The sequence below is a fragment of the Tenacibaculum sp. SZ-18 genome (assembly GCF_002813915.1).
GTDB lineage: Bacteria > Bacteroidota > Bacteroidia > Flavobacteriales > Flavobacteriaceae > Polaribacter.
On record NZ_CP019335.1, the window covers coordinates 1,872,424 to 1,895,554 of the forward strand.

Consider the following 23,131-nt stretch of genomic DNA (forward strand, 5'->3'; position numbering starts at 1 on the left):
TAAAATGAAAGTTTGTATCGCCGAAAAACCAAGTGTTGCCAGGGAAATCGCTAACATTTTAGGTGCCAATACGAAACATGATGGGTATTTTGAAGGAAATGGATATGCTGTTACATATACCTTTGGACATTTATGTACACTTCTGGAACCAAAAGACTATAAACCTCACTGGAAAAGCTGGGATTTAAACAATTTACCAATGCTTCCAGAGCGTTTTGGAACCAAAGTTTCCGAAGATTCTGGAATACAAAAACAGTTTAGAATCGTTAAGTCTCTGTTTGAAAGAGCGGATGTTGTTATAAACTGTGGGGATGCTGGACAAGAAGGAGAATTAATTCAACGTTGGGTAATAAATCAAGCAAATTATAAAGGTAAAGTTCAGCGGTTATGGATTTCATCTCTTACTGAGGAAGCCATAAAAGAAGGTTTTGAAAACTTAAAAGAAGATGAAGATTATAATAACTTATATTATGCTGGTTATTCAAGAGCTATTGGTGATTGGCTATTGGGATTAAATGCTACAAGATTATACACTGTAAAATTCGGAGGTTATAAACAAGTTCTTTCAATTGGTAGAGTACAAACACCTACTCTGGCAATGCTGGTTAATCGTCATAATGAAATAAAGAATTTTAAACCACAGCCATACTGGGAACTTCAAACCACATATAGAAATACAGTTTTTAATTGTGAAGAAGGTCGTTTCTTAAAAAAGGAAGAAGGTCAAGCTTTCGCTGATAAAGTAAAAGAATCAGATTTTGAAATTGTTTCTGTTAAAAAGAAAAAAGGAAAAGATTATGCACCTAAACTTTTTGATTTAACCGGATTACAAGTTTACTGTAATAATAAATTCGGGTTTTCAGCAGATGAAACTTTGAAAATAGTTCAGAAACTTTATGAAATGAAAGTTGTTACTTATCCAAGAGTGGATACAACTTTTTTACCTAACGATATTTATCCAAAAGTTGCAGGAATTTTACAAAGGCTAACGAATTATAGCGAACTCACCTCTCCTCTACTTGGGAAAAAGATTAAAAAGTCTACTCGAGTTTTTAATGATAAAAAAGTTACAGATCACCACGCTATTATACCAACAGGAATTCAAGCCAACTTGCAATATAATCAACAACAGGTTTATGATATTATCGTAAGACGATTTATTGCGGTTTTTTATCCTGATAGCGATATATCAAATACTTCGGTAATTGGAAAAGCAGATGAAGTTTCATTTAAAACTACAGGAAAAGAAATTTTAACGAAAGGGTGGCGAGTTGTTTTTGAATACAATGCAGAGCCCAAAAAGATTAATACCGAACAAAGTATTTTACCCAATTTTGAAGAAGGTGAAAAAGGTCCACATGAACCGAGTTTCTTAGAAAAAGAAACTAAACCTCCAAGAAATTATACCGAAGCAAGCTTACTTCGAGCAATGGAAACAGCAGGTAAACAAGTAGATGACGATGAGATGCGCGAACTTATGAAAGAAAATGGAATCGGGCGTCCATCTACGCGAGCAAGTATTATCGAAACACTCTTTAAAAGAAAATATATTGAACGCCAAAAAAAGTTAGTTCTTCCTACAAAGACAGGAATTGATTTAATTGAACTTATTGATAATGAGCTCTTGAAATCTGCCGAGCTTACTGGACTTTGGGAAAAACGATTAAAAGAAATTGAAAGAGGTGAATATCACGCAAGTACTTTTATTAAACAAATGAAAAGTATGGTTGATCATTTAGTTTATGAAGTTCGTTCTAGTAAAAAAACAGCTCGACTTTCTGCTGAAAATAATATTCAAGAAAAACCAATTACCAAGAAGAAAATAAGTTCAAAGAAATCAGTTACAGGAAAAGATTGTCCTAAATGTAATCAAGGAACTTTGTTAAAAGGATCTTCCGCATATGGTTGTTCCAATTACAAAAATGGGTGTGACTTTAAACTTCCTTTTAGTTTTCTTGAAAAGAAAATATCTGAAAACCAGCTTATCCGTTTATTAGATAAAGGATGTACAACTAATTTAAAAGGATGGAAAACCGATTCTGGAAAAGTTGAAGGTCTTGTGCGTTTTAATCAAAATTTTCACTTAAAATTGGAAACGAAAAAAGAATTAAAATTAACTAAAGTACCTAGTATAATTACTTGTCCAAAATGTAAAAAAGGAAAAATATTAAAAGGGAAATCTGCTTATGGATGTTCCGAACACAGGAGTGGGTGTACTTATATAGTACCATTTAGTAGGATTAAGGAGTTAGCTAAAGGAAAAGATTTAACAAAAGAATTGGTTTTTAAAATACTACTATCAAACCAGAATGAGTAAACGAACTTATGAAAAAAGAACAAATTATTATTGTGATTCCATATGAAAGCTCTTCTATTAAAACTGATATAAAAATACTCTCTGAAAAATTCAATATTATAATAAACAAGTATGACTGGAAACAAAAATCCTTATATCCTATTTACGTTTTCCAACAACTTTTTTTTCTTTTAAAAAACATCTCTAAAACACAAAAAATAATTATTGAGTTTGGGGGTTATTGGGCAGTTCTACCAGTATTAATTGGAAAAATTTTCAATACACCAACAGCTATTATACTTCGTGGAACAGATTGCGCTAAAATTTCATATCTCAATTATGGCAGTCTAAGAAAAAAGTTAGTTTATAAAGTATGTAAACTATCCTATAAATACACCTCAATTTTACTCCCTGTAAGCTCTTCTTTAATGTATATAGAAAACAAATATACAACTAATGAAAATATTCAAGGATTAAAGTATCATTTTCCTAAAATACAAACTCCTTCAAGAGTTATTCATAATGGTTTAGACTCATATTTTTGGAATCGAATAGAGGGAATTGATAAAGAAAAGAATAGATTTCTTGCCGTTTTCTCAGACAATCAATTTTATTTAAAAGGAGGTGATTTAATTATTAAACTAGCCTCGAAGTTTAATAATTGTAACTTTTACATAGCAGGATGCAATGAAAAAAAATCCTATCATCCTCAAAATAATGTTCACTTTCTAGGAAAACTCACTAAAAAAGAACTTTTAACAGAATACAACAAAGCGCAGTACTACTTTCAACTCTCGGTTTTTGAAGGCTTTGGATTATCGCTTTGTGAAGCAATGCTATGTGAATGCATTCCTATTACATCGTCGGTAAATATACTACCCGAAATTGTTGGAGATACTGGTTTTATACTTTTAAAAAAAGAAATTAATCAATTACAGGAAATATTAAATAATGCAATTACTACTTCCAATAAAAATGAACTTGGACAAAAAGCAAGGAAAAGAATTATTGATAATTTCAGTATTGAAAAAAGAGCAGAAAAATTAAAGAATACTTTAGAAAACTTACAAAATCTAAAGTTAGAATAAATAACACCTCATAATTATTTAAATAATCAGATGATTATCAAAGAGTTTAACACAAATCTATTGTGCAAGATAAAATTAGTTTATACCTAAAAACTAAACGATTTAGCCATCTCGTAAATAGAATTGTTAATCTTGTTATGACTTTAACCTCAAAGGTGTTTTATTACAAAAAAGTTTTCTCTATTTCTAATTTGTTATTTCAAAATCTCATTATTAAAGATACTATAATTATAAACTACATACCATCAGAAACTGATTTTATAAATAAAACCAAAAAGTCTGTTTAAAAGACTCAAAAAGAATATGAAGTTCTTCAAAAATAACTAATAAGAATACTTATAGAAATGCTTTCCTTTTTAAAATTAAGATTTATTATATAAATAACGAATCCAAAAGGAGTTGCATACAACTTTTATTTTCTAAAAAAATCTACAAGAAAAATCTAAACAATAATTACTACTGATTATAGAAAAAACTTTTATGTTTATCTAAATTCTTAATCGAGCTTTCTATCCAGCGTGAATAAATTTCTTTTTGCTCCAATGGAGGTAATTTCCAATTAATGTCGGATTTACGTAAACGAGTTGTAACATCTTGTAAAATTATAGCTGCCGCTACAGAAATATTTAAACTTTCAGTAAATCCAACCATCGGAATTTTTAAATATCCATCGGAATTTTCCATCATAAAATCAGAAACGCCCTCTTTTTCCACTCCAAAGACGAACGCTGATTTCTTTGAGATATCAAAATCAGATAAATAACAAGAATCGTTATGTGGTGTAGTTGCAATTACTTGGTAACCGTTCTTTCTAAGTTTGTCATAACATTCTTTTGTGTTTTTATTTTCTGTTTTGAAACGATGGAAATCTAACCATTTTTGACTTCCTTTTGCAATTTTTCTTGATACTTTATTTATGTAGCTATTTTCAATAGTATATACATCTTGTATTCCAAATATATCGCAACTTCTAACTACAGCACTAGCATTGTGTGGCTGAAAAACATTTTCTAAAACTACAGAAAAATGCCTTGTTCTATTTTCTAATACCTTCTTAAAAGTTTGTTTTCTATTCTCTGTTACAAATCCTTCCAAATACTCTAATAACTTCTCGTCTATCATGTGACAAACATATAAAAATTATTATTTTAGACTAATGAAAAAATTAGTTGTGTTAACAGGCGCAGGAATGAGCGCAGAAAGCGGAATCAATACATTTAGAGATGCCAACGGATTATGGGAAGGTCATGATATTATGGAAGTTGCCTCTCCTCAAGGATTTAGAGATAATCCAGAACTTGTTTTAGATTTTTACAACAAACGAAGAAGTCAGTTAAGTAAAGTTCTACCTAATAAAGCACATCATAACTTAAAAAAATTAGAAAAAAACTATGAAGTTGATATTATAACACAAAATGTAGATGATTTACATGAACGTGCTAAGAGCTCGAAAATATTACATTTACATGGAGAATTATTAAAGGCACGCAGTTCTGCTGTAAACAACTATATTACTTTTCAAGATAAAGACATTAATTTAGGTGATTTAGCTGAAGATGGATCTCAATTAAGACCGCATATTGTTTGGTTTGGCGAGGATGTTCCAATGTTAGAACAAGCAGTCGAAATTACAGAAAAAGCTGACATTCTCGTTATTATCGGAACTTCAATGCAAGTTTATCCAGCAGCTAGCTTAATTAATTTTGTTCAGGAAGAAACTCCAATTTACTTTATTGATCCAAATCCTTCTGTAAACAAAAACGCCTTTAATAATTTAACTATTATTAAAGACGTTGCTACCTTGGGGACAGATAAGTTATTACAAATGCTTTCGCACTAATTATTTAACGTATGTAATCATTAGATTGTCTTCTGCTGCACCCTTCACATCTTCTACTACTTCCACTATGAGTTTTTCATTAGAAATTTCAATAATTCTGTGAAAAATAGTTTCAGAGCCTGAGATTTTGATCATTTTCTTTAGTTTATCATAATTCCAAGTTAAAGTTTCTAGTTCACCATAGTGTGATTCTTCAACTTTTCCGTCTTTGGTGAATAATAACCATTCATCAGTTTTATTAGCTGCTAATTCTGGTTCTTCACCTTTCTCTTGTACGGATTCGATAAACCACTTTCCAGAAGTTAGAATTCCTTCTACATCTTGTGCATTAACTACAAAAGAAAATAGACCTAAAAAAAATGCAAATACTATTTTTTTCATTGTATACAGATTGTGTTTCTCTTCAAAAATAAACAAAACTATGACCAAAACTAAATTTTGTTGAAAATTAACTAATAATTTTTTCAAAAAAATCAAATAATTTACCGTTAGAAATAGAGCTGCCTTTTTCTATAAGATCAAAAATTTCAAGATTCCTTTCTTCTGAATACTTTTTTGAACCTTGTAAAAACGAAACTTCCTGATTATTATAGTTTTCTATTAACCAATAGTAACCATTTTCTGATAATAAATCAATATCCTTATTTACTTTGATAACAATTCTTTTCATTTCAATATCATTACACTTAAACAAATTAATTGTTTGTGGAGAAAAGTGCTCTAAATATTTTGTTCTTGTTAAAACATCTTCCCAAACTACATCGCTAAACAAATTCATTTCCTCCTCCGCTAAAGATGGGTTATCATTTTTTATGGCTGTCCATTCATTTACATCGATACTTTGAGTAGCCAAAAACTTTGAAAACTCCTCATGTAACGATTCAAACTGCTCCTTTGTTAATTGTCTATATTTCATTTGACAATTTTAAGAGTAAATTTGGATTTGGACAATTTCTTTTATAGAAATCAAGATCTTTTTTAGAAGTTACGCCTGGATAATCTCCAATGTAATCTTCCATATCTATAATAAGTTGAAAATGTAAATGAGGAGCATAATCTCCATTTACCTCACTCTTTCCTAAAGTAGCTATTACTTCACCTTGTTTTACCTTCTGACCAACTTTAATATGATCTAAAGATTCCACAGATAAATGACCATATAATGAGTAAAATTCTTTTTCGTATATATCATGTTTTACAATAATTGTTGGACCATAATCACCATGATTTAAGTTATTTTTAAAACTATGGATTTCACCATCCAAAACCGAAAGGACCTTTGTTCCTGCATCACACCATAAATCTAAACCAAGATGAATATTTCTTTCCTCTTCATTATTTGCATTGAAATATGTGCTTCTTTTATAAATATCTCTCTCTTCAATATAACCGCCAAAAGCAACTTTTGCTCTTTTACTTTTTAAATATTCATCTAAAAATAACTCCCATTCTGAAGACGATGAAACATCAAATGAGGCTAACGCTTTATTTTCAGCTGATATTGAAATTGGCACATACTCTTTTAACGAAATATTGTCATCAACAACTTTTAAAGCTTTTGATGAAATAGTATTTAAAAACTCTATCATTTCGTAAAAATAAAAAAGTGCATTCAGATAAACCAACTGTACTTCGAAAACTCGAAATTATAAATAGTCTCTATTAACTGTCATCGAATTTGAAAGATCGAAACATCCTTTTAAATCACTGGCGTTTCTTCCAATTTCTAGCCCTTCTAGCCCATCTTCATAACGAATATACCAGATTAAACATTCTCCTACTCCTGCTCCATCAAAGTTTACACTTTCTAATGCTGCCATTGTTGGTGGTAAACCTAAAAAATTACCCTTATCATCTGTTACAATAAAAGAACTATTAGCTCCAATAGGTGTTCCTGTTACAGTTATTCCTGAAACATCATTAGCTATTTCGTAAACAGTAAAAATAAATGGCCTCCGATTTAAAATTCCTAAGTCTATTTTGTTAACATTATCATAAAACGAGGTAAGTGTCAGTACTAAGAAAAAAACTGATAGAAATTTTCACATGGTTATTTACTAATTTTCACAACTAAATTCTCAATCATTTGAACACCAAGGTTCAATTGCTCAATTGAAACGAATTCATTAGCTCTATGTGCTTGTTCTATTGAACCTGGGCCACAAATTATACTTTCAAAACCAGCTTCAGCAAATTGTCCTGCTTCGGTTGCATATGCAACATAACTAGGAGTATTATTACCTGATATTTCTGAAACTAACTCAACTATAGATGCATCTTCATCTGTTTGTAGTCCAGGCACAGGTGGATGCAACAATTCATTTTCAATTTTGAAGTCAGAAAAAAGCTTTCTTTTCTCTTCTTGAAGCTCGTTGCAATACTCTTGAAAATCATTCACAATATCGGTTATACTATCTTCAGGAATAGATCTTACATCCCATTGAAAAACTGTACTTCCAGCAACAACATTTGTAGCAATTCCTCCTTTTATTTGACCGACATGCAATGTTGAATGAGGTGGTAAAAAAGATTCATTTCTTGTGTTAGAAGCTAACTCTTTCATTTTATTTTCAAGCCATAAAATCAACCTAGTACTTTCATGTATAGCACTAACTTCTTTTTCAATTCTACTGCTATGACCCTGGCTTCCATTTACCTTTGTTTCAACATATAAAACTCCTTTTTGACCAACAATAGGTTGCATCAGTGAAGGTTCTCCAATAATTGCATACTTAGGATTTTCAGAATAATAAGACTTGATATGCTCTGCTAACTCTGGTGCTCTTAAACAACCTATTTCTTCATCGTAAGAAATGGCAAAATAGATTGGAACAGACAAATTTGCCTTTACCATCTTAGGTAAAACGGATAAAAAACAAGCTAAATAACCTTTCATATCACAGGCGCCTCTTCCATATAACTTTCCATCCTTTTCTATAAGTTCGAAAGGATTAGTATCCCAGGGTTGTCCTTTTACAGGAACAACATCTGTATGTCCAGAAAGAATTATCCCACCATCTACTGCCGGTCCAATTCTACAATGCAATGAAGCCTGAGTTTTATCTTCATTGTAAACGTAAACAGTCTCTATGTTATACTGTTTTATATAGTCCGTAATCCAGTTTACTAAATCAAGATTATTTTGTTTACTTAATACATCAAAACTAACAAGTTTTGCTAATATCTCTTTTGCTGTCATTCTAATAATTTATAAAAGTAGCAATTGTTAAAACCGTCCATGAAAGTACTAATATTATTATCACTAACGGTAAAATAAATTTGAACCATCTGTTCAATGGAACTCTGCACATACTAAGCATTCCGATCAACCCTCCTAAAGTTGGATTTACCAAATTTGTAACTCCATCACCTATTTGAAATGCTAATATTGTTGTTTGTCTAGTTAATCCTAAAACTTCACCTAATGGAATCATTACGGGTAATGTTGCTAAGGCTTGCCCACTTCCAGAAGGAATAAACAAGTTGATAATACCTTGTGAAATAGACATTCCAACAGCTGCAAAAAATTGAGGTAAATCCTTCAGGATATTCGACATTTCATAAGAAATTGTGTCACCAATATTACTCATGTCCATCAATACTTTTATAGTCGTTGCAAAACCAACCATAAATGCACCAGGAGCCGCTTTAGAAACGGACTTTAGGACTGTTTCACTAAATGTATTTTGATTCATTCGAGTTACTAATCCAACTAAAATTGAAATAATTAAAAATATAGCTGATAACTCGATAAAATACCAATTATGTTTAAAAACACCATAGACTATGATTCCTAAACCACAAAAAAATATCAGTAAGACTATAATGTTTATTACACTAATTCTATACTCGGATATTGGTTTAGACAATTGAATTCCACTTTGATCTAAGCCTTTCCCCAATGATTTGGAAGGGGAATCTAATATTTTCTTTAAATAACGAATGTTGTACATTGCTAGAATAAATAGGGCTGTAATACATAATATTGTTCTTAATAATGCACCTGAAAACAAAGGAAGTTCTGCCAATTTATGACCTATTCCAACAGTGTATGGATTGATTGGCGATAAACCAAAACCAATTGTAACAGCCGCTACCGAAATTCCTGCAGCTAAAATTAAATCACCTCCAATTGCAATACTTAATACAGAAGCAATTGGAATCATTGCGATATTATGCTCATAACCTACAAAAACACCTAACGCTCCGTAAAAAAATGTAATTAATACTACAATAAGATATTTTTTTTCATTTCCCAATTTTCTTACCACTGTACCTGCAGCATTTTCAATAGCTTTTGATTTCTCAATTACTCCAAACATAATTCCTCCGGCTAAAACAATAAAAATAATATTCACAGCCGTCTGAAAACCTAAAGGAATTGCCTTGAATATATCAAAAAAGCCAATTGGAGAACTCTCTATTTTAGTATAAGAGTTTGGGACTACTGTATTTTTCCCATCTATAAAAATACGTTCAAACTTACCAGCTGGTATTTTATGAGAAAGTGCTGACACCAATAAAATTATTAGAAATAATAAAGTTAAAGCGTGCGGGATTTTAATATTTTTCAAGAGAATGATTTAAAACATACATATTTTCCAAAAATAAAAAAGTGCAGTTAATTACTGCACTTTCTTTTATAATATTTGAGCTTTCGAAGTTTAAGAGTTTTGTTTTTTAATCAAATTCAACGCTGAACCTTCATTGTACCATTCTATTTGACCTTGATTATACGTATGATTTACTTTAATAGTATCCTTACTACCATCAGCATGAACAACCTCTATTGCTAATGGTTTTCCAGGAGCGAATTCATGTAAATCTAAAAAATTGAATGTATCATCTTCCTGAATTAAATCATAATCAGTTTCATTATCAAAAGTTAGACCTAACATTCCTTGTTTCTTTAGGTTAGTTTCGTGAATACGTGCAAATGATTTTACAATTACCGCCACAACACCTAAATGACGAGGTTCCATTGCCGCATGTTCACGAGAAGAACCTTCTCCATAATTATGATCACCAATTACTACAGTTGGAATTCCAGCTGCTTTGTAAGCTCTTTGAGTTTTGGGAACTGCATCATATTCTCCATCAATTTGACTCTTAACAAAATTGGTTTGCTTATTGTAAGCGTTTACGGCTCCAATTAAACAGTTATTCGAAATATTGTCTAAATGCCCTCTGTAACGCAACCATGGCCCAGCCATAGAAATATGATCTGTTGTACATTTTCCAAAAGCCTTGATTAATAGCTTCGCTCCTTTTATCTCATTACCGATTGGTGCAAATGGAGTTAATAATTCTAAACGTTCAGAATTAGGATTAACTGAAACTACTACATTACTTCCATCACTAACAGGATCAATATATCCGTTTTCTTTTACTTCAAAACCTTTTGGAGGCAATTCCCAACCCTTTGGCTCATCTAACTTTACTTCTTCTCCATTCTCATTGATTAATTTATCAGTTATCGGATTAAAATCTAATCTTCCTGCTATTGCAATTGCGGCAACTAATTCTGGTGAAGCAACGAATGCGTGTGTATTCGGATTACCATCAGCGCGCTTTGCAAAGTTTCTATTAAAAGAATGAACGATACTATTTTTGGGAGCATTTTTTGGATCTTCATAACGCGCCCACTGACCAATACATGGTCCACAAGCATTTGTAAAAATGGTAGCATCTAACTTTTCAAATACATCAAGAATTCCATCTCTTTCTGCAGTATAACGAACTTGCTCCGATCCTGGATTAATACCAAATTCCGCTTTGGTTTTTAATCCTTTATCTAATGCCTGTTGAGCAATAGAAGAAGCACGAGATAAATCTTCATATGAAGAATTTGTACAAGATCCGATTAATCCCCACTCCACTTTTAATGGCCAGTCATTAGCATTTGCCTTTTGAGTCATATCACTACCAGCTCCAGTAGATAAATCTGGTGTAAATGGCCCGTTTAATAATGGTTGTAATTCTGATAAATTAATTTCTATAACCTGATCAAAATACTGCTTTGGATTAGTGTATACTTCAGGATCTGCAGTTAAATAACTGGCAACTTCATTTGCTGCATCTGCAACATCTTCTCTATCCGTAGCACGTAAATAACGTTCCATAGACTCATCATAACCAAAAGTGGAAGTTGTCGCCCCAATTTCCGCTCCCATATTACAAATAGTACCTTTTCCTGTACAAGACATTGATGTTGCTCCAGGCCCGAAATATTCAACTATTGCTCCTGTTCCTCCTTTAACAGTTAAGATTTCTGCAACTTTTAATATAACATCTTTCGGAGCTGTCCAACCAGATAATTTACCAGTTAATTTTACTCCAATTAATTTGGGGAATTTTAATTCCCAAGGCATTCCAGCCATTACATCAACTGCATCCGCTCCACCCACTCCGATGGCGACCATTCCTAATCCTCCCGCGTTAACAGTATGAGAATCAGTACCGATCATCATTCCACCAGGAAAGGCGTAATTTTCTAGAACTACTTGATGAATAATTCCTGCTCCAGGCTTCCAAAATCCAATTCCGTATTTATTTGAAACCGATTCTAAGAAATTGAAAACTTCATTACTTGTATTTAATGCATTTTGCAAATCACTACTCGCTCCATTTTTCGCCTGTATCAAATGATCACAGTGAACTGTAGTTGGAACTTCAACTTTTGACTTACCCGCTTGCATAAACTGTAACAAAGCCATTTGTGCGGTTGCATCCTGACAAGCTACTCTATCTGGGGCAAAATCAACATAATCCTTTCCTCTGTGAAAATTTTTTGTTGGAGCTCCATCCCAAAGGTGTGCGTATAAAATTTTCTCTGCTAAAGTTAAGGGTCTACCAATAATTTTGCGAGCAATATCAACTCTTTCAACTACTTTACTGTAAACCATTTTTATCATTTCTATATCGAAAGCCATAAAATTTGAGTTGTTTTTAATCAGTCTTACTAAGTTAGTAAAAAAAAAAATAGAATATTGTTCTCAGTTTACTCCAAAAAAAAAGCTCAAGTCTTTAAACTTGAGCTTGTAAATTTTATTAAAAGTTTCGATTTATACAACCAAAAGCTTTTCCGAAGGCTTAAATTTAGTCAATACAATTCCTTTAACAGCAGCCTGATATTCCAGTAATGTTGGAGTTCTTCCTAAAATTGAAGATAATACAACTACCGGAGTTGAAGATAACAAAGATTCTCCTTTTTTCTCTTGTGAATCTCTTACAACACGACCTTGAAATAAACGAGTTGAAGTAGCCATTACAGTATCTCCTGGTTCAGCTTTTTCTTGGTTCCCCATACAAAGGTTACATCCTGGACGTTCTAAATATAATACGTTTTCGTATTTTGTTCGTGCTGTAGCCTTTGGTGCATCATCATCAAATACAAATCCAGAATACTTTGCTAGAACATCCCAATCGCCTTCTGCCTTCAACTCATCAACAATATTGTATGTTGGAGGTGCCACAACTAATGGAGCATTAAATTTAACTTCACCTTGTTGAGCTTCAATGTTCTTTAACATCTGAGCTAAAATCTTCATATCGCCTTTGTGAATCATACATGATCCAACAAATCCTAAATCAACTTTCTTTGTTCCTCCGTAGAAAGATAAAGGTTGAATATTATCATGGGTATAACGTTTAGAAACATCTTCGTTATTTACATCTGGATCAGCGATCATCGGCTCGACAACCTTATCCAAGTCAATAACAACTTCTGCATAATACTTAGCATCAGCATCAGGTCTTAAAGCAGATCTGCTTCCTGATTCTAATTCAGCAATACGATTGTTAGCTTTATCTACTAAACCTTGTAATACTTTCTTTTCATTATCCATTCCTTTATCAATCATAATTTGGATACGATCTCTAGAAATTACTAATGATTCGATTAATGTTTCATCTTCTGAAATACAGATAGAGGCTTTAGCTTTCATTTCAGCAGTCCAATCTGTAAATGTAAAGGCTTGATCAGAAGTTAACGTACCGATGTGAACTTCAATAATTCTTCCTTGGAATACATTCTCTCCTTCAAACTGATCTAACATTTGTTGTTGTGTAGCGTGAACCACATCACGGAAATCCATGTAAGGAACCATATCTCCTTTGAAAGTTACTTTAACTGACTCAGGAATTGGCATTGTTGCTTCACCTGTTGCTAATGCTAAAGCTACTGTTCCAGAATCTGCTCCGAAAGCAACACCTTTTGCCATTCTTGTATGAGAATCTCCACCGATAATAACATCCCAATCATCAACAGCAATGTCGTTTAATACTTTGTGAATTACATCAGTCATTGCGTGATAAACTCCTTTAGGATCACGTCCTGTGATTAAACCGAAGTCATTCATAAACTTCATTAATCTTGGAATGTTAGCCTTAGACTTGTCATCCCATACAGAAGCTGTGTGACATCCTGATTGATACCCAGCATCTACAATTGGAGAAATAACAGTGGCTGCCATCATTTCTAACTCTTGAGAAGTCATTAATCCTGTAGTATCTTGAGATCCTACGATATTAACTTCTACACGAGTATTTGATCCCGCATGTAATGTAACACCTGGAGTATTTCCAACAGCGTTTCTATTGAAAATTTTCTCTACAGCCGTCAATCCTTGACCTTCAATAGAAATTTCTTTAGAAGGAGCATATACTTGAGGAACATCAATTCCTAAAACTTTACAAGCAAAAGTTTGCAATTTCTTACCAAAAACTACTGCGTAAGAACCTCCTGCTTTAATAAACTCCATCTTTTGAGGAGTTAATGCAGTTGAGATATCTTTTAATTCTTTATCTCCGTTGTATAATTTCTTTTCTTTAGTATTAATCGTAAGAACTGTACCAGTTTTAACAGAATACACCTCTTTTAATATTGGATCTCCTTCTTCATCAACGATAGTATTACCATTCTCGTCTTTCTGCTTCACCCAGTTTTTTAAATCAATTCCAATACCTCCAGTTACACCAACAGTAGTTAAGAAAATTGGAGCAATTCCATTTGTACCAGCAATTACCGGTGCTATATTGATAAAAGGTACATAAGGACTAGAAGGAATTCCTGTCCATAATGCAACGTTATTTACACCTGACATTCTAGAGGAACCAACTCCCATTGTTCCTTTCTCTGCAATTAGCATTACGCGTTTATCTGGATGTTGTTTCTGTAATGCTAACAATTCATTTTGCATTTCTTTATTATGCTCAAACATAGATTGACCGTGTAACTCACGATCTGATCTTGAATGTGCATCTGCACCTGGTGAAAGTAAATCTGTAGAAATATCTCCAACACCTGCTATATAAGTTACAACTTCTATTTTTTCATCAATCTCTGGTAACTTTGTAAAGAACTCAGCTTGTGCATAACTCTCTATAATTTCCCTAGCAATAGCACTTCCAGACTTCATTGCATCCTCGAGGCGTTCGGTATCAGCTTCATATAAAAACACTTGAGTCTTTAACACTTTTGCTGCTTCAATCGCAATTGTAGCATCATTACCTAATGCTAAATCTAAAAGTACATCAACAGAAGGACCTCCTTTCATATGAGATAACTGCTCAAAAGCAAACTCAGAAGAAATTTCTTCTACTACAGTTTCTCCTAAAATGATTTCTTTTAAAAACTTAGCTTTTACATCAGCAGCACTAGTTGTTCCTGGTAAAGTATTATATATAAAAAAATGAAGAGAATCTTTCCTTTCTGGATTGTTAGGATCTTTTATTTGTGCAATTACCTCACTTAATAATTCCGCTCCATCGATTGGTTTTGGATGTAAACCTTGACTTTTTCTCTCTTCAATTTCTTGAATGTAATCTTTGTAAGTGTTCATAAATCTTTTTAATATTAGTGGCTATTGTGAAATTGTTTTCGTCAATATCAGCCAGGCAAAAGTACGACTTTAGCTAATATTTCGAAAATAAACAATGAAACTTCAAAAAAAGTAAACATTCAATAGTTAAAACAGTTAATTTCAATAAAAAACCCATTTTACAACATTAAAAAAGTTAAAATATTAGTAATTTTACAATTATGACAGAGCTTTACTACTGAGTAATTACTTAAACTGATTCTAAATAAGGATGATAAGTAAAAAAGCAGATCAATAAGCCGGATTCTGTAACTTAAAAAGTTCTTATCATTTATCTAGGTTTATGATTACTCATAAAATCTATCTGCCTACCCCTTAGAATCGCGCGAGTAGCACTCGAGCTCTAATATACGTGGCATTGCACCGCATAGAGTTTACCTGATTTCACTACAGCATTACCTGTACATTCTTTCTGTTGCACTTGTCCTCAGTTTACACTGGACGGATGTTATCCGCTATACTTACTCTTTGGTGTCCGGACTTTCCTCTAAAGTTTAGTAACTCTAGCGATAAGACTGATCTGCTTAATATTTTAAAAATTTCTTTATAAAAAAACCCACTCAAAGATTGAGTGGGAAAATTGCTATGAAAAAGAAAAAGTATCTAGAACGTCTTCTAGATGGAACAAATATATTATATTTTTTCCATGTGACAATAAAAAATAGAAAAAACTTTGAATTTTTATGAAAACATATCTTTAACCTTTTCGAAGAATGATTTATCCGATTTTTGAGGATTAGGAGAAAAATTATCATCTCCTAACATTGATTCAAAAAACTTCCTTTGTTCTTTATTCAATTCCTGAGGTGTCCATACATTAATATGAATCAGAAAATCACCATTTCCATACCTTTCAATACTTGGTAATCCTTTTCCTTTTAATCTTAAAATTTTTCCAGATTGTGTTCCTGCATCAATTTTAATTTTAACTTTTCCAGTAACTGTATCTATCTCTTTTGAAGTTCCTAAAACAGCTTCTGAAAAGTTTATATACAAATCGTAATGAATATTACTACCTTCTCTTTTCAAACTTTCATGTTGAACTTCTTCAATGAGTACTAGCAAATCTCCTGGAATAGAGTTTTTTCCTGGTGCTTCATTTCCTTTTCCTCCTACTTTGAGTTGTACTCCTTCAGTTACTCCTTCAGGAATATTAATTGAAACTGTTTCCTCTCTCATTACCATTCCCTGTGAATCCGCCTCACTTGGTCTTTTATCAATAATTTCTCCTGCTCCTTGACAAGAACTACAAGTAGTAGCAGTTTGCATTCTTCCTAAAATGGTATTCGTAACTCTCATAACTTGACCTGACCCATTACAAGTTGGACAAGTTTTATATGTAACTCCGTCAGCTTGAACTTTACGTCTTACTTTTACTTTCTTTTCAACACCTTTGGCTATTTCTTCTAAAGTAAGTTTTACTCTTATTCGTAAGTTACCTCCTTTAACTCTAGCTTGACGGCGACCTCCGCCACCAAAACCACCAAAGCCGCCTCCAAAGGCACCTCCAAAAATATCACCGAACTGACTGAATATGTCATCCATATTCATACCACCGCCGCCGCCGAAGCCGCCATTGCCTTCAAATGCAGCATGTCCGAATTGATCATAACGTGCTTTTTTCTGCTCATCACTTAAAACTTCGTAAGCTTCAGCACACAACTTAAATTTCTCTTCAGCCTCTTTGTTATCAGGGTTTTTATCAGGATGATATTTGATTGCCATCTTACGATACGCTTTCTTTATTTCCGACTGATTAGCGGACTTAGAAACTCCTAATATTTCGTAATAATCTTGTTTTGCCATGTTTTTTAATTCTCAATGATCAATTTGCCGTTAAACACTTGTTAGGTATTTAATAATCAATATACATTGTTTATCTTTATGATTGAGCCACTACCACTTTTGGGTGACGAATAATTTTATCTCCTAATTTGTATCCCTTCTCTACACAATCAATAATCTTTCCTTTTAAATCTTCTGATGGCGCAAGAATTTGAGTGATTGCCTCATGTGTATCCGCATCAAAAACATCACCTTGATTAACCTCAATAGAAACTAGACCTTTTTGCTCAAGAGTTTTAAGCAATTTTTGGTAAATCAATAACACACCTTTTCTTAATTCCTCTGCCTCTTTATCATCTTCAATATGTGTCAGAGCTCTTTCAAAATCATCCAAAATTGGCAGTAAAACTGTCATTAATTCTTGATTTGCGGTTTTAAACAACTCAATTCTTTCCTTAGTTGTTCGTTTTTTATAATTTTCGAACTCCGCAAAAAGACGTAAATATCTATCTTTTTCTACTTGAATTAATTCCTCAGTAGTAGGTTCATCTTTCTTTGAATTTTTACCTTCTGCTTCTGCTCCTTCAGGCTTTACCTTCAAATCATCATTCTCAATAGCATCTTTTATTTCGTCTTCCTTAGTATATTCGTCTTTACTCATTGTAAATAATTTCTTTGTATTTATCTCAATCATAGTTAGCAAGAATACTGCCAACACCCAATTAATGTCATATTGACATTTTAAAAAAATGATATCCGTTAATTTTCACGTATGGCCATTTTATAGGATTCTTTGTTTTTTTTTTAGTAAATTGTACATCAATTAAATAAAACACCCCTAATTATGAAAACAACTTTTTCAAAAGTTTTTGCAGCAAGTTTAATGTTAATTATTATTTCATGTAAGAAAAATCCTGCTGAAAGTCCTGAACATAAAGCTTTAGTAGCGGAACATGAAACAATGATGAAAACCCATGAAGAACTTGAAAAAAATCATTCCGAAATGAGTGACGATCATGGAAAAATGATTAGCGCTCACAAGGACACGGAAAATGATTCTCTTCATTTGGCTAACGAAAAGAAGCATGCCACAATACTTAACTCACACTCAACACTTGTTGAAAAACATAAAGCGTTAATTGCTGACCATAAAGCGCTGGAAGAAAAACACGCTTCAGGGAAAATTAGTCTTGAGGAAATGACTAAAGATCATGAAGAATTAAAGAAACAACATTTAGAAATGATTGATGAACATAAGAAGATGCTAAAAGATCATGAAATGATAAAGTCTGAAGATTCTAAAATGTTGGAAGAACACAAAAAGGAAGAGTCTGACACTACAAAAAAATAGAAAATTTTACTTTTAAAGTTTTACAAGCGACCTAATATTTGGGTCGTTTTTTTTAACATTTAATTTAAATGCATGTCATTTTTGTAAGACTTTACATCAGTACTTTTACATAAGTTAAATCAAATATTAATTTTAAAAAGTACCTTTTTGGAAATTATGAAAAAATCATTTTTAAATGTTTCGGGTGCTACTTTATTAAGTAAAGCACAACAACAAGAAGTTAACGGTGGAATCGATTTAATCGGTTATGGAGATTTAAGTAAATGCGGATGTGATTGCGCAGGAAGAGTTACTGGTCCATTATACTGCCATAAACTTATGGCCTGTCCTCAGGTTTACACTTGTGAAGAAACAATGTAAAAAGTAAACTTTACAAACAAAAAAGGCATCTGTAAAAAACAGATGCCTTTTCTTTCTTTATGATTAATTTAATTAATCTTCTATTCTTTCAATTTTTGCTCCTAAAGCTTGAAGTCTTGGAACAATTCTTTCGTATCCTCTATCAATTTGCTCTATATTATTAATAATACTTGTTCCTTTGGCAGATAAAGCTGCAATTAATAATGAAATTCCTGCCCTGATATCAGGTGACGTCATTTTCGTTGCTTTTAACTGACTTTCGAAATCATGACCAATAACGGTTGCTCTATGTGGATCACATAATATTACTTTTGCTCCCATATCGATTAACTTATCTACAAAAAACAATCTACTTTCAAACATTTTTTGATGGATTAATACTGTTCCTTTAGCTTGAGTAGCAACCACTAAAACAATACTTAATAAGTCAGGAGTAAATCCAGGCCAAGGAGCATCTGCAACAGTTAAAACAGAACCATCAATATAATTTTGGATTTCGTAGCTTTCCTGTTCAGCGATATAAATATCATCACCTTTCTTCTCTAGATTAATTCCAAGTTTTCTAAATACATTAGGAATCTGACCTAAATCTTTCCAACTTACATCTTTGATTGTTAGTTCAGATTTTGTCATAGCAGCCATACCTATCCAACTACCTATTTCAATCATATCTGGTAAAATTCTATGCTCGCATCCAGCTAAACTCTCAACACCTTCAATAGTTAATAAATTCGAACCAACACCAGAAATTTTTGCTCCCATGCTATTCAACATTTTAGAAAGTTGTTGAATATACGGTTCACAAGCTGCGTTATAAATAGTTGTCGTTCCTTTAGCCAAAACAGCAGCCATAATTATATTAGCTGTTCCTGTTACCGAGGCTTCATCTAGTAACATGTCGGTTCCTGTTAAACCGTTAAAAGCTTCCACTCCGTAAAAGTACTCTTCTTTGTTATAGCGGAATTTTGCTCCCAAATTAATAAACCCTTCAAAGTGTGTATCTAAACGACGTCTACCTATTTTATCTCCACCAGGACGAGGAATATATCCTTTTCCGAAACGAGCTAACAATGGACCAACAATCATAATTGATCCTCTTAAAGAACTTCCATCTCTTTTAAATTCAGAACTTTCTAAATAGTCTAATTTTATTTCATCTGATTGAAAACTATATGAATTATCACCAAGTTTTTTTACCTTAACCCCCAATTCACCTAAAATAAAAATCAATTTATTTACATCAATAATATCTGGAATATTATTGATCACAACTTTTTCAGGAGTTAATAAAACAGCACATATTACTTGTAAAGCTTCATTTTTTGCACCTTGCGGAGTAATTTTTCCCTTCAGCTTATGTCCTCCTTCAATTTTAAATGATGCCATTTATTTTTTTCTGTTTTTAGAATTTTTATTTGTTGTTTTTTTCTTTCCCTGAGATGTTCTTGTTCTTTGAATACTTTTTGCATCTACTAACTCTCCATCTCTTCCTTTGAAATTAATTTTTCCATCAGTTAACTCATATAAATGATCAAAAATAACATCATCATCTACATTATCCTTATTCCAATTTAAATAGCACTTTTTCATATGATTTGCTATTGTAAAAGCCAAAGCTTCTTTCATCTCACCTTCTTCCCAAGTTAATGCAACATCAATCATTGTTTGAATATTTGTTCCATAAAAACGATATTTCGATGCGGATTTCGGATATGGTAAAGGTTGTGGCTTCTCTCTTAATTCTTCTTGGGATGGCTGTTCATAGGGGGAATCAACATCTAATTTAAAATCAGACATGATGTGTAGTTGATCCCATAATTTATGCTTAAAATCTGGAACATCTCTTAAATGAGGTTGCAAATTACCCATTACATCGATAATTGCTTTTGCCATTGTGTTTCTTTCTTCCTTTGAAGGTAGACTTACACAATGATCTACCAATTTTTGTATGTGCCTCCCATATTCTGGGATAATTAGTTTTGTTCTTCCTGAATTATATTCTAAATCAAACGTCATATTCATTTTTATTTATTGCAAAGTAAGGATTAATTATTAGTTATTACTTATGGTTGATTACTTATCTTTTTCAAACCTTTTAATACAATTATCCTATCACTTTTAATTTTGCAAATTGTAATAATAATTTCTTTTTACCAGCCGTTGCAAACTGAATTTCTGCTTTTTTATTTGGTCCTTTCCCTTCTAATCCAACCACCTCTCCCTTTCCAAATCTATTATGCTCTACAATATTTCCGATTACAACTTCTCCATCAAATAAATTTGTTTTACCACTTAGCTCAGAAACTTTTTTCATTTTACCCTTCGGAGGAATTAAATCCGTAGACTTTTTCGTCATGAATTCTTTTCTTTTCTTCTGAATAGGCTTTTGAAAACGAATCTTCTTTGGTGAGTCATCAAATAAATCAGCATCAATAAATCTGTTTACCGAAGGCTCTGGAAGTTTTGGAGAAATGTATTCTAGATATTGATCATCAATTTCTTCTAAGAATCTGCTTGGTTCTCCATCGGTTAATTTACCCCAACGATATCGTGTTTGGGCGTAGGACAAATATGCTTGTTTTTCTGCTCTGGTTAAAGCAACATAAAATAATCTTCTCTCCTCCTCTAGTTCACTTCTTGTATTCATACTCATTGCTGACGGAAATAAATTTTCTTCCAGACCAACAATATATACATAAGGAAACTCTAATCCTTTTGCTAAGTGAATAGTCATTAAAGACACTCGTGGTGTTTCATCCTTTTTATCAGAATCAAAATCGGTAGCTAAAGCCACATCTTCTAAGAAAATTGGTAAAGAAGCGTCTTCTCCAGCCTCAATTTTATCGGTAATAAAATCTTTAATACCATTTAATAGTTCCTGTACGTTTTCAACTTTACTGATTCCTTCAGGAGTTCCATCTTTCTGCAAATCTTTAACAAGTTGCGTTTGTTTAACTACTAAATCTGCAACCTCAAAAGCATTTTTTGTTTGTGATTCAATTTGAAAACGCTGAATCATATTTGCAAAATTCTCCAGTTTCGTTTTAGTACCCGCATTTATGTTTACATCTAAAAGCGGTAATGTTTGAATTACTTCAAAAATTGACTTTTTATAATTATTGGCCGCAATCGTTAATTTATCAATTGTTGTTTGACCAATTCCTCTAGCTGGATAATTAATTACTCTTTTTAATGCTTCTTCATCATTTGGATTGATTAAAAGACGTAAATAAGAAAGTAAATCTTTAATCTCTTTTCTTTGATAGAATGAAATACCTCCATAAATCTTATACTTGATATCTTTTTTACGAAGAGCATCTTCCATTGCTCTGGATTGTGCATTGGTTCTATATAAAATGGCAAACTCATTATTTGTGAGTTGGTTATTCATTTTATTATCAAAAATTGATTGAGCAACAAAACGACCTTCTTCACCATCAGAAATGGTTCTCATAACTTTTATTGAGCCACCTTCATCATTTGCCGTCCAAACTTCTTTATCTAGCCTGGTTTTGTTTTTAGCAATAACGGAATTTGCAGCATTTACAATATTCTTTGTTGAACGATAATTCTGTTCTAACTTGAAAGTTTTTACATCCGGATAATCCTTCTGGAAGTTTAAGATGTTTTGAATATTCGCTCCACGGAAGGCGTAAATACTCTGTGAATCATCTCCCACTACACAGATATTTTGAAAACGATCTGCCAGTGCTCTTACAATTAAATACTGTGAATGGTTAGTATCTTGGTACTCATCTACCAAAATATATCTAAATCTATTTTGGTATTTAGCCAATACATCAGGAAACCTTGCCAAAAGTTCATTTGTTCTAAGTAATAAATCATCGAAATCCATTGCTCCTGATTTGAAACAACGATCTACATATTCTTTATAAATATCTCCCATTTTTGGCCTGCTAGCCATTAAATCTGCTTCCTGTAAATCAGAATTATTAAAATATGCACGAACAGTAATTAAGCTATTTTTAAATGAAGATATTCTACTTAGTATTTGCTTTGGCTTATATCGATCCTTATCAAGATTCATTTCTTTAATAATAGAAGTAATTAATCTTACAGAATCTTGTGTATCATAAATTGTAAAGTTTGATGGATATCCTAATTTATCTGCTTCAGATCTCAAAATACGAGCAAAAACAGAGTGAAAAGTTCCCATCCATAAATTCTTCGCTTCGCTATATCCTACGACTTTACCAATTCTATCTTTCATTTCGCGAGCTGCCTTGTTGGTAAACGTTAAAGCTAGAATATTAAAAGAATCTACTCCTTGTTCCATTAAATGAGCTATTCTAAATGTTAATACTCTTGTTTTACCAGAACCCGCTCCTGCTATAATAATCATTGGGCCATCTTTTTGCAGTACAGCCGATCTCTGTGGTTCGTTAAGTTGTTCTAAATAAGCACTCAAAGAAAATAAATTTGATAAGTATTCAAAAATGTTAAATTAACCATTATTTCTACTTTGCTCATTATAAAAAGTTACTTTTTATTCACAATTTATTCTTCATA

General features: G+C 32.3%; 19 protein-coding genes and 1 other RNA gene. 5 read left to right on the forward strand and 15 right to left on the reverse strand.

Features of this window, described 5'->3' with window-relative positions:
- The first annotated feature begins 4 nt into the window (after positions 1-4).
- Both BTO06_RS08490 and BTO06_RS08495 read left to right on the forward strand, forming a co-directional pair.
- A complete protein-coding gene (locus tag BTO06_RS08490) occupies positions 5-2,317 on the forward strand; it encodes a type IA DNA topoisomerase (RefSeq protein ID WP_100924890.1) in 2,313 nt (770 codons plus the stop codon).
- An 8-nt stretch (positions 2,318-2,325) separates the two neighbouring features.
- On the forward strand, positions 2,326-3,384 hold the full coding sequence (locus tag BTO06_RS08495; RefSeq protein WP_100924891.1) for a glycosyltransferase family 4 protein: 1,059 nt from the start codon (positions 2,326-2,328) through the stop codon (positions 3,382-3,384).
- A gap of 456 nt (positions 3,385-3,840) precedes the next feature.
- On the opposite strand, the gene BTO06_RS08500 is transcribed toward BTO06_RS08495, so the two are convergent.
- Positions 3,841-4,506: a TrmH family RNA methyltransferase gene (locus BTO06_RS08500; RefSeq protein WP_100924892.1), complete on the reverse strand. Its 666-nt coding sequence runs from the start codon at positions 4,504-4,506 to the stop codon at positions 3,841-3,843.
- Positions 4,507-4,540: 34 nt separating this feature from the next.
- On the opposite strand from BTO06_RS08500, the gene BTO06_RS08505 reads away from it, so the two are divergent.
- Positions 4,541-5,224 carry an SIR2 family NAD-dependent protein deacylase gene (locus BTO06_RS08505; protein ID WP_100924893.1) on the forward strand — a complete coding sequence of 228 codons (684 nt, stop codon included), beginning with the start codon at positions 4,541-4,543 and terminating at the stop codon, positions 5,222-5,224.
- Here the strand turns inward: BTO06_RS08505 and BTO06_RS08510 are convergent, their stop codons facing one another.
- The 11 genes from BTO06_RS08510 to BTO06_RS08555 form a co-directional block, all read right to left on the reverse strand.
- Positions 5,225-5,605, reverse strand: a complete 381-nt coding sequence (locus BTO06_RS08510) for a hypothetical protein (protein WP_157811783.1) — start codon at positions 5,603-5,605, stop codon at positions 5,225-5,227.
- Between the two features lie 67 nt (positions 5,606-5,672).
- Entirely contained in the window at positions 5,673-6,140 is a 468-nt protein-coding gene (locus BTO06_RS08515; protein ID WP_100924895.1) for a DUF6495 family protein, read from the reverse strand.
- On the reverse strand, positions 6,130-6,813 hold the full coding sequence (locus BTO06_RS08520) for a peptidoglycan DD-metalloendopeptidase family protein (protein WP_100924896.1): 684 nt from the start codon (positions 6,811-6,813) through the stop codon (positions 6,130-6,132). Before BTO06_RS08520 ends, BTO06_RS08515 begins: the two co-directional genes overlap by 11 nt.
- A 57-nt stretch (positions 6,814-6,870) precedes the next feature.
- Entirely contained in the window at positions 6,871-7,044 is a 174-nt protein-coding gene (locus BTO06_RS18455; RefSeq protein WP_157811784.1) for a hypothetical protein, read from the reverse strand.
- 230 nt (positions 7,045-7,274) lie between these two features.
- Positions 7,275-8,423, reverse strand: coding sequence for an acetylornithine deacetylase (gene argE, locus BTO06_RS08525; RefSeq protein ID WP_100924897.1), 1,149 nt, complete (start codon positions 8,421-8,423; stop codon positions 7,275-7,277).
- A 1-nt stretch (position 8,424) separates the two neighbouring features.
- Positions 8,425-9,798 carry a YfcC family protein gene (locus BTO06_RS08530; protein ID WP_232731540.1) on the reverse strand — a complete coding sequence of 458 codons (1,374 nt, stop codon included), beginning with the start codon at positions 9,796-9,798 and terminating at the stop codon, positions 8,425-8,427.
- A 90-nt stretch (positions 9,799-9,888) separates the two neighbouring features.
- Complete coding sequence (locus BTO06_RS08535) at positions 9,889-12,156, reverse strand: aconitate hydratase (RefSeq protein WP_100924899.1); 2,268 nt, start codon at positions 12,154-12,156, stop codon at positions 9,889-9,891.
- A 132-nt stretch (positions 12,157-12,288) separates the two neighbouring features.
- Complete coding sequence (locus tag BTO06_RS08540; protein ID WP_100924900.1) at positions 12,289-15,066, reverse strand: bifunctional aconitate hydratase 2/2-methylisocitrate dehydratase; 2,778 nt, start codon at positions 15,064-15,066, stop codon at positions 12,289-12,291.
- 258 nt (positions 15,067-15,324) lie between these two features.
- Positions 15,325-15,632: RNase P RNA component class A (gene rnpB / locus BTO06_RS08545), an RNA gene on the reverse strand.
- Positions 15,633-15,786: 154 nt separating this feature from the next.
- A complete protein-coding gene (dnaJ, locus tag BTO06_RS08550; RefSeq protein WP_100924901.1) occupies positions 15,787-16,911 on the reverse strand; it encodes a molecular chaperone DnaJ in 1,125 nt (374 codons plus the stop codon).
- A 76-nt stretch (positions 16,912-16,987) separates the two neighbouring features.
- Positions 16,988-17,551, reverse strand: a complete 564-nt coding sequence (locus tag BTO06_RS08555) for a nucleotide exchange factor GrpE (protein WP_100926756.1) — start codon at positions 17,549-17,551, stop codon at positions 16,988-16,990.
- A 183-nt stretch (positions 17,552-17,734) separates the two neighbouring features.
- Here BTO06_RS08555 and BTO06_RS08560 point away from each other — a divergent pair, with 183 nt between their 5' ends.
- Positions 17,735-18,241, forward strand: a complete 507-nt coding sequence (locus BTO06_RS08560; RefSeq protein ID WP_100924902.1) for a hypothetical protein — start codon at positions 17,735-17,737, stop codon at positions 18,239-18,241.
- Between the two features lie 156 nt (positions 18,242-18,397).
- A complete protein-coding gene (locus BTO06_RS08565; RefSeq protein WP_100924903.1) occupies positions 18,398-18,601 on the forward strand; it encodes a hypothetical protein in 204 nt (67 codons plus the stop codon).
- Between the two features lie 72 nt (positions 18,602-18,673).
- Here BTO06_RS08565 and murA read toward each other — a convergent pair whose 3' ends face one another.
- From murA to BTO06_RS08580, 3 genes are all read right to left on the reverse strand, one after another.
- Positions 18,674-19,987, reverse strand: a complete 1,314-nt coding sequence (gene murA, locus BTO06_RS08570) for a UDP-N-acetylglucosamine 1-carboxyvinyltransferase (RefSeq protein ID WP_100924904.1) — start codon at positions 19,985-19,987, stop codon at positions 18,674-18,676.
- Positions 19,988-20,617: a DUF4290 domain-containing protein gene (locus tag BTO06_RS08575; protein ID WP_100924905.1), complete on the reverse strand. Its 630-nt coding sequence runs from the start codon at positions 20,615-20,617 to the stop codon at positions 19,988-19,990.
- An 88-nt stretch (positions 20,618-20,705) separates the two neighbouring features.
- A complete protein-coding gene (locus BTO06_RS08580; protein WP_100924906.1) occupies positions 20,706-23,030 on the reverse strand; it encodes an ATP-dependent helicase in 2,325 nt (774 codons plus the stop codon).
- Positions 23,031-23,131 lie beyond the last annotated feature (101 nt).